This window comes from Streptomyces sp. SID11385, from assembly GCF_010548245.1.
GTDB lineage: Bacteria > Actinomycetota > Actinomycetes > Streptomycetales > Streptomycetaceae > Streptomyces.
In genome coordinates this window covers 1-8471 of sequence record NZ_JAAGLR010000183.1, presented here as the reverse complement: position 1 = coordinate 8471, position 8471 = coordinate 1, and the positions used below count along the sequence as shown (strand labels likewise).

At 71.9% G+C, this 8471-nt stretch carries 6 protein-coding genes and 2 pseudogenes; 7 read left to right on the top strand and 1 reads right to left on the bottom strand.

Features of this window, described 5'->3' with window-relative positions:
- Positions 1-679, top strand: a pseudogene (locus G3I42_RS05990) (ATP-binding protein); the annotation flags it as partial.
- Positions 680-696: 17 nt separating this feature from the next.
- Here G3I42_RS05990 and G3I42_RS05985 read toward each other — a convergent pair.
- Positions 697-1653 (bottom strand): LysR family transcriptional regulator, encoded by a 957-nt coding sequence (locus tag G3I42_RS05985; protein WP_203606414.1) that lies wholly within the window; start codon positions 1651-1653, stop codon positions 697-699.
- 168 nt (positions 1654-1821) lie between these two features.
- On the opposite strand from G3I42_RS05985, the gene G3I42_RS05980 reads away from it, so the two are divergent.
- The 6 genes and pseudogenes from G3I42_RS05980 to G3I42_RS05955 all read left to right on the top strand — a co-directional run.
- The gene (locus G3I42_RS05980; protein WP_164283064.1) at positions 1822-2184 is read left to right on the top strand and encodes a DoxX family protein; all 363 of its coding nucleotides are present in this window, start codon (positions 1822-1824) and stop codon (positions 2182-2184) included.
- A 394-nt stretch (positions 2185-2578) separates the two neighbouring features.
- Complete coding sequence (locus G3I42_RS05975; RefSeq protein WP_164283062.1) at positions 2579-3679, top strand: single-stranded DNA-binding protein; 1101 nt, start codon at positions 2579-2581, stop codon at positions 3677-3679.
- A gap of 310 nt (positions 3680-3989) precedes the next feature.
- Positions 3990-5402, top strand: a complete 1413-nt coding sequence (locus G3I42_RS05970) for a Cys-Gln thioester bond-forming surface protein (RefSeq protein ID WP_164283060.1) — start codon at positions 3990-3992, stop codon at positions 5400-5402.
- Between the two features lie 525 nt (positions 5403-5927).
- Positions 5928-7592 carry an energy-dependent translational throttle protein EttA gene (gene ettA / locus G3I42_RS05965; RefSeq protein ID WP_164283058.1) on the top strand — a complete coding sequence of 555 codons (1665 nt, stop codon included), beginning with the start codon at positions 5928-5930 and terminating at the stop codon, positions 7590-7592.
- Positions 7593-7598: 6 nt separating this feature from the next.
- Positions 7599-8048 (top strand): thioesterase family protein, encoded by a 450-nt coding sequence (locus G3I42_RS05960; RefSeq protein WP_164283056.1) that lies wholly within the window; start codon positions 7599-7601, stop codon positions 8046-8048.
- A 47-nt stretch (positions 8049-8095) separates the two neighbouring features.
- Positions 8096-8471: pseudogene (locus G3I42_RS05955) on the top strand (hypothetical protein); the annotation flags it as partial.

The window sequence follows — 8471 nt, the reverse complement described above, 5'->3', positions numbered from 1 at the left end:
CCCGTGGCTGCGGCTGTGGCGCCGGTACGAGGAACGCCGCACCGCCGAGCAGCCGCGCCCCGCCCCCGAGCCGCAGCGCGAACCCGAACCGGTCGCGCGTCAACGCGTCGAACAGGCCGTGCGCACCGTGGGCGAGGAGGCCGCCCGCGGCCTTCCCGAACCGTGGGGCATCGCGGTCCGCGAGACGGCGGTACGCGGCACGAAGGGTCTCCCGCGCGCGCTCGACACCCTCGCCGAGCGCGCCGCGCGCCCGGCCTCGCGTCCCCCGCGACCCGGCTGGTGGCCGGTCGCCGTGGCCACGCAGGTGCTGATGACCGCGCTCCAGGTCGTCGGTGTGCTGTGGCTGTTGGCTCAGGCGACGGGAGTGCTGGCACCCGAGGTGACGATCGCGGCGCTGCTCGCGGCCACCGGGATCGTGGGCGGGCCGGCGGTCGAGTGGTCCTGCCGGATGGCCGCCAGGGGACCCGCCCGTCGCTACGGGGCCGAGGCGGAACGCGCCCTGCGCGAGGCCGCGGCGGGCTGCGGCCGGGCCCGTGTACTCGACCCGGTGGCCGCGGAGTTGCTGCGGTACGAGGAGGTGCGCGAGCAGTACGTACGGATGGCGGGACCCGGGCCTGCCGTCGACACGGGTTCCCGCACGGTGCCGGAGAGCGTGCTGCGCGGCGCGGCGGCCGTGTAGGAGGCGGTACCGGGTGTTCATCCGGTACCGCCCGGGGGAGCGGCTGCCGCCGGGGCACGGTAGGCGGCGGTCGCGAGGGCGACGAAGGAGAGCACGAGCGGATCGGTGCTCCCCTTGTTCCACGCCACGAGGACCCGGCTCGGCGGCATCCCGGTGAGCGGTACGACCGTCAGGTCCGGAGGCAGGTCGTGGCCGAAGGGGCGTCGACCGCCCGCGGCGGGAGCGGCTTGGCCGGAAGGGGGAGCGGGCCGCCCGTCGTGTTCGCCGGCCAACGGCATGAGTCCCACCGTGCCGCTCCACAACACCGCGTGCAGGCACTCCCGCACGACGCGGACGACCGGCCCCTCCTCGGCCCCGCCGCTCCAGTAGTTCTGCCAGAGCCGGTCCGTTCCCGGCGGGAACCGGAACCAGGGGCGCTCCGCCAGATCGGCCCGAGTGAGGGATTCGGCACCGGCCAGCGGGTCGTCCGCGCGGAGCACGACACCCACCGGGTCACGGCGCAACTCACGTACGGACAGGCCCGTTTCGTCGAACGGGCCCCGCGTCAGCGCGACGTCCACGCGGCCCGACCGCAGCCCGCAGGTCGGATCGGTGAGATCCGTGTCCCGCACCCGCAGCTCGACACCGGGGTGACGCGTGCGGAACGCCTCCGCGAGGCGGCTCGCTCCCGGATCGGCGCTGTCTCCCAGAATTCCCACGTCGAGCCGCGCCCCGCCGGCCGCCGTCGCGACCCGCTCGCGCACCCGGTCGGCGTGGTCGAGCAGCCCCCGTGCCTCCTCCAGGAGCACCTTCCCGACAGGAGTCAGCGAGACCCCGGCGGGCGAGCGCAGGAGAAGTGGGGCACCCACCCCTGCTTCCAGCTTCTTGATCGCACGGCTCAGCGGTGGCTGGCTCATGTGCAGCCGGGCGGCGGCCCTGCCGAAGTGGGCCTCCTCGGCGACGGTCACGAAATACCGCAAGGTGCGTAGCTCCATCCTGGGACGATACCGATCGGGTATGAGGTGTGCGGAAGAGGTCTTGGACGGGGACGGGTCCCGCGTCGTGCAATTCGAGGTGGATGGCGGAGGGGCCGGGGCGTCCGAGCGCACGGCGCTGGGCACGCGGGTTCGCTCCGCCCGGACCGACCTCAGCGGACAGGGATCATGAACATCGCGTACTGGACACTCGCCGGCCTCCTGGCTCTCTTCTACGCCTACGGGGGCACCCTCAAAGCGGCGCGCTCCCGCGACCGGCTGCGGCCGATGATGGCGTGGGTGGACCGCGTGCCGTTGTCGGTACTCAGGGGGCTGGGCGTGGTCGAGGTGCTCGGAGCGGCCGGACTGGTCCTGCCGCCGCTCACCGGCGTCGCACCGTGGCTCGCGCTCGTGGCGGCGGCCGGCTTCGTGGTGCTCCAGGCCGGCGCGATCCCGGTGCACCTCACCGGCGGGGACAGACGGATCGAACTCAATGCGGGGCTCCTTGTGGCTGCGGGTGTCACGGTGTGGCTCGCGACGGTGTGGCTGTGAGACGGGTCGAAGGGACGGGTGCGCCGGGAGCACGCGGGGGCTCGGGCGACCCTCGCGGACACGGCCGGCGACTCGGCACGGACGCGGAGACAGGGCGATGGATGCCTGCCCCCGCAGCGGCCTTGTCGTGACGGTACGTGAGAATTCCTCGAAGTGTCGAAGTCCGAAAAATTCACTCATCCTTTCGAGTGAGAGGCGTTCGCGTTTTCTGAAGTGACCTGCGAAAACGCGCTCTTGGGCCGTCGTTTCGCCGTCGGAACGCCCCTCGGCGGATGCGAGCTGTCAGTTCCCTGTGTCACTGTGTGTGCATGCCCGGCGCCGTAGCGGCCGGAGCGCACACGACAGGTGCGGCGTGCCCGAACGCGCCGCGCGCAGACGATCCGAGGGGGACAAGATGAACGACACGACGGTGACGATGGTCGGAAACGTGGCGACCGATCTGGTGTTCCGGGAGACGCAGGGCGGGGCCATGGCCCGCTTCCGGCTCGCCGTCAACGCCCGCCGCTGGCACAGGGAGGAGCAGCGCTGGGTCGACGGGCACACGAACTTCTTCACGGTGGTGGCCTGGCGCTACCTCGCGCACAACGTCTCCTCGTCGGTGGCGATCGGTGATCCGCTGGTCGTGCACGGGCGGCTGCGGTTGCGGGACGAGGTGTACGAAGGGCAACGGCGGATGACGGCCGAGATCGAGGCCTTCTCGGTCGGGCACGATCTGGCCCGGGGCACCACGGCCTTCCGCAGGCCCCCGCGTGACGACGCGCGTTCGAGCGCGGCTGCCACGGTGGCCGCGCGGGAGCGGAGGTACGGGCCCGCGTCGTGGGGGCCGGCCGCGGACGCGGCGGCCACGGGTCCGGCGGCCATCGGTACGGACCTCCGTGGAACCGCGACGCGAGTACCGGCACGGGCGGGGGATGTGGTGGACGAGATGTTCCTGCGCCAGGGGCCCGCTTCCGGCGGCGAAGGGGGCACCGCGCCCTCGGGCTGGGCGTCGGACGCGGCGGACGACGGGGCGAGCGGACGGGAGACTCGGCCTCCGGCCGCACCGGGCGTGAGTCCGCCTGCCTCGCCCCAGGCTTCCGCTCCTGCCCCGGCCGTCTCGGCTCCGGCCGAGTCCCCGGTCCCGGCACCGCCTCCGGCCACGACTCCGCCCCCTGCCCCGGCCCCGGCGGCGGAGTCGTCCGTCACGCGGGTCACCGCGCCTCCCGCTCCGGACGACGCCCCGCGCGTCAAGGCTGCCTCTCGACGCAAGTCCACGAAAGCGACGGCGCCCGCGTCGTCCGGGCCGGGGGAGTCCGAGGCCGCAGTAGCCACACCCACCCGCGCCGTCCGCCGCCCGGTGGCCAAGCGGCGGGTGCGCGGAACGGAGGGGAAGCCCGCGCCTGGTGCGGAGGCCGGCGTCGGAGCCGGCACGGGAGCGCAAGCAAGGACAGGGGTGTGCGAAGCGGTGCTCGTCGGCGCTTCGCTGGGCGACCCGGACGCGGTACCGCCCTTCTGAGGAAAGGGCTTGGGAGGGCGGACTTCGCGTCGGCCGCATCGGCTGACAGCCCCTCATGTTTCTTCTATTACGGCCCACTTCGGTCAGCTCTGGAGGAACGGAACCGGCGGGGATAACGATTGGGACGCAATGGGATTGCCGGATGGTGCGACGGGGAAGCGCGGTTCCTTCCCTCCCTAGGATCTGCGGCAGGCCGTGCGGGATTCTGACCCGCCGGGCCCATGGGGCACTTGGCACCGAATTTCTGTCGGCAGGACCCCACCCCACGCGCGGCGCGAGGCCGCACGGGTCCTGCCCGGAGGGGAACCACATGTTTTTTGTACGCAGGCGGGGTGCCGCCCGCCTCGCCGCAGCGGCATTCGTCTCGGGACTCGTCGCCACGGGCGCGATCACGGGCGCGGGTGTGGCGGCGGCGCACGAGGCTTCCGGACACCAGGGAGGTGCGACCGCCACTCTCGGCGGACTGAGCAAGAGCAGTGACGCGGCGGTGATCCACGAGAACGGCAAGGACCAGCGCGTCCAGGCCGGACTCTTCACGATGGCCGCGGACCAGGGCGGTTCGCTGCAGACCTACTGCATCGACATCCACCACCCGACCCAGGACGGCGCGAAGTACCAGGAGACGCCCTGGAGCGGCACTTCGCTCTCGGCCAACCCGGACGCCGGCAAGATCCGCTGGATACTGGAGAACTCCTACCCACAGGTCAACGACCTCGCGGGTCTCGCGGCGAAGGCGGACAGCGGCGCGCTCACCGAGCGTACGGCCGCGGCCGGGACGCAGGTGGCGATCTGGCGGTACTCGGACGGTGCGGACGTCGACGCGGTCAACCCCGCGGCGGAGAAGCTCGCCGACTACCTGGAGAAGGCAGCGCAGAACGTCGCCGAGCCGAAGGCGTCGCTGGGCCTGGAGCCCGCGGCGGTCTCCGGCAAGGCGGGCGAGAAGCTCGGGCCCGTCACGGTCCACACCAACGCCGGCACGGCGCAGGTGGAGGTCGGCGGGGACGCGGCGACGGCCGGGGTCAAGCTCGTCGACAAGGACGGCAAGGCCGTCGACTCGGTCGGGGACGGCGCGCAGTTGTGGTTCGACGTTCCCGCGGGGGCGCAGCCCGGCTCGGCGTCCGTGAACCTCCAGGCGACGACGAACGTCCCGGTGGGGCGCGCCTTCGCCTCCGAGACGCGCAGCCAGACGCAGATCCTCGCCGGTTCCAGCGACTCGACGGTCTCCGCGACCGCGAGCGCCACCTGGGGCGAGAGCGGCGCGATACCAGCCGTCTCGGCGGAGAAGAACTGCGCCAAGGGCGGCGTGGACGTGACCGCGAGCAACCAGGGCGACAAGCCGTTCACCTTCGAGCTCGCGGGCAAGGAGCACACGGTGGAGGCGGGCAAGACCGCCACGATCACCGTGCCGGTGAAGGAGGACCAGTCCTACGACCTCACGGTCAAGGGCCCGAACGGCTTCGTCAAGGAGTTCAAGGGCGTACTCGACTGCAAGGTCGCGTCGAGCGGCGGCGCGAGCCCGGCGGGCGGGCAGTCCCCGCTGCCGAGCGCCTCGCCCACGACGGCGGCACAGGGCTCCGGTTCGGACTCGGGCTCGGGTGGCGACCTCGCCGCCACCGGTGGCTCCAGCGCGACTCCGGTGATCGCCGGTGTGGCGGTGGTCCTGGTCGTCCTCGGTGCGGGCACGGTCTTCTTCATCAAGCGCCGCAAGCCGGCCGGACAGTGAGTGATCCGTCCATGACGGACTCGGACTAGCCGACCGTCACCGGGCTCCGGGGACGCCATCCCCGGAGCCCGGGCGGGAGGCACGGGCCGGAGGACGCGGTCTTCGTCCTCGCCCGTCGCCGGTTCCGCCTCAGACCGGTGGCCGGCCCCGCCCGCCACATCCCAAGCGCCCAGCCCGCCACACCCCTAAGCCGCTCAGCCCGCAGCCCGCAGCCCGCAGCCACCGCCACCGCCACCGCCACCGCAACGATCACCCGCACCCCGCACCCCGCCCCGCACCCGCCCCCCGGCCGCCACACACAGTGACCCCGCCCTCACCGCCACCCCCGCAAACCCCCAGCTCATGCCCTCCGGAGGGGAACGGGTTTCCGCCCCGGGGGCAGCGTGCGGCAAGATGGGTGTGTCTGCCCTCCGGCGGGGCCCCGGGGCTCGGGGGAGGGCGGAGTCCCCCTTCACGGGGTGTCCCGTCGATCCTGGCGGGCTCCCCAGGACGACTGTCAGAATCCAGACTGCCGGACGGTTTCTCTTGGCTGAGTACATCTACACCATGCGCAAGACGCGCAAGGCGCACGGCGACAAGGTGATCCTTGACGACGTGACGCTGAGCTTCCTGCCGGGCGCGAAGATCGGTGTTGTCGGGCCGAACGGCGCCGGTAAGTCGACCGTCCTGAAGATCATGGCGGGCCTTGAGCAGCCCTCCAACGGGGACGCCTTCCTCTCGCCCGGCTACAGCGTCGGCATCCTGCTCCAGGAGCCCCCGCTGGACGAGTCGAAGACCGTCCTGGAGAACGTGCAGGACGGCGTCGCGGAGACCCTGAAGAAGGTCAACCGCTTCAACGAGATCGCCGAACTCATGGCGACCGACTACTCCGACGCGCTCCTCGAAGAGATGGGCAAGCTCCAGGAGGAGCTGGACCACGCCAACGCCTGGGACCTCGACGCCCAGCTCGAACAGGCCATGGACGCCCTCGGCTGCCCGCCCGGCGACTGGCCCGTCGTCAACCTCTCCGGTGGCGAGAAGCGCCGCGTCGCGCTCTGCAAGCTCCTCCTCGAAGCCCCCGACCTGCTGCTCCTCGACGAGCCCACCAACCACCTCGACGCCGAGTCGGTGAACTGGCTGGAACAGCACCTCTCCAAGTACGAGGGCACCGTCGTCGCCATCACCCACGACCGGTACTTCCTCGACAACGTCGCCGGCTGGATCCTGGAGCTGGACCGGGGCCGCGCCATCGGTTACGAGGGCAACTACTCCACGTACCTGGAGACGAAGCAGACCCGTCTCAAGGTCGAGGGCGCCAAGGACGCCAAGCGCGCCAAGCGCCTCAAGGAGGAGCTGGAGTGGGTCCGCTCCAACGCCAAGGGGCGGCAGGCGAAGTCGAAGGCGCGTCTGGCCCGTTACGAGGAGATGGCCGCCGAGGCCGAGAAGACCAGGAAGCTGGACTTCGAGGAGATCCAGATCCCGCCGGGGCCGCGCCTGGGCAGCGTCGTGATCGAGGTCGACCACCTCAACAAGGCGTTCGGCGAGAAGGTCCTCATCGACGACCTCTCCTTCACCCTGCCGCGCAACGGCATCGTCGGTGTCATCGGCCCCAACGGCGCCGGCAAGACCACGCTCTTCAAGATGCTCCAGGGCTTCGAGGAGCCGGACTCGGGCAACATCAAGGTCGGCGAGACCGTCAAGGTCTCCTACGTCGACCAGGGCCGCTCCAACATCGACCCGAAGAAGACGCTGTGGGAGGTCGTCTCGGACGGTCTCGACTACATCAACGTCGGCCAGGTCGAGATGCCCTCGCGCGCCTACGTCTCGGCGTTCGGCTTCAAGGGCCCCGACCAGCAGAAGCCCGCGGGCGTCCTCTCCGGCGGTGAGCGCAACCGCCTCAACCTCGCGCTCACCCTCAAGCAGGGCGGCAACCTGCTCCTCCTCGACGAGCCCACGAACGACCTCGACGTCGAGACGCTCTCCTCGCTGGAGAACGCGCTCCTGGAGTTCCCGGGATGCGCCGTGGTCGTCTCCCACGACCGCTGGTTCCTCGACCGCGTGGCGACGCACATCCTCGCCTACGAGGGCGAGTCCAAGTGGTTCTGGTTCGAGGGCAACTACGAGTCGTACGAGAAGAACAAGGTCGAACGACTCGGCGCCGACGCGGCCCGCCCGCACCGCGCCACCTACAAGAAGCTGACCCGGGGCTGAGCGATCGTGGCGCGTCACCTCTACCACTGCCCGCTGCGCTGGGCCGACATGGACGCCTTCGGGCACGTCAACAACGTGGTCTTCCTCCGCTACCTGGAGGAGGCCCGTATCGACTTCATGTTCCGGCTCAAGCCCGAGGGCGACGGACCGTCCTTCTCGGGCGGCTCCGTCGTGGCACGGCACGAGATCGACTACCTGCGCCCGCTGGTGCACCGGCACGCCCCGGTCACCATCGAGTCATGGGTGACGAACCTGCGCGCCGCGGCCCTCACCATCGCCTACGAGGTGAAGGACCCGGAGACGGCGGACAGTCCCGAGGTGGTGTACGCGCGCGCCGCCACGGTCGTCGTCCCGTACGACCTCAAGGCCGGACGGCCGCGCCGCATCACCGCGTACGAGCGCGAGTACCTGGAGAAGTACCGCGACGACGCCGGGCCCGGCGGGCTCGTCGCGTGAGGGGACGGCGCGCGTGACGGGACAGGTCGCATGACGGGACGGCTCGCATGAGTGACACGTCGGTGCAGTGCGCCGACCCGGGGGAGGCCGCGGACCTCGCGGCCTTCCTCGGTCGGCTGCTCCACTACGACAAGGCCGCCGCGGTGCGGCTCCAGGCCGCGGCGGGGGCGCTCGCCGTCTTCGGCCGCCCACCGTCCTTCGAGGTCCTCGCGATCCGTACGGTGCGGCTCGCGCCGCGGCCGGACGCGCGGACCTTCGACGTGACGGTCTCGGCGGGCGACCTGCTGGAGACCGTGGACGAGGCGACGGCGCGCTTCGCCGTGCCCGCGCCCGTCACGGGCCCGCCCTGGGCGGGGCTGCTGCCCCCGCGCGGCGGCTGGCACCGCGAACCGGTCGCGCTCCTGCCCCAGGCGGTACGGGGCG

Coding starts and splice junctions, on each gene's coding strand:
- G3I42_RS05985 (WP_203606414.1), bottom strand. CDS start 1,653: ATGGAGCTACGCACCTTGCGGTATTTCGTGACCGTCGCCGAGGAGGCC.
- G3I42_RS05980 (WP_164283064.1), top strand. CDS start 1,822: ATGAACATCGCGTACTGGACACTCGCCGGCCTCCTGGCTCTCTTCTAC.
- G3I42_RS05975 (WP_164283062.1), top strand. CDS start 2,579: ATGAACGACACGACGGTGACGATGGTCGGAAACGTGGCGACCGATCTG.
- G3I42_RS05970 (WP_164283060.1), top strand. CDS start 3,990: ATGTTTTTTGTACGCAGGCGGGGTGCCGCCCGCCTCGCCGCAGCGGCA.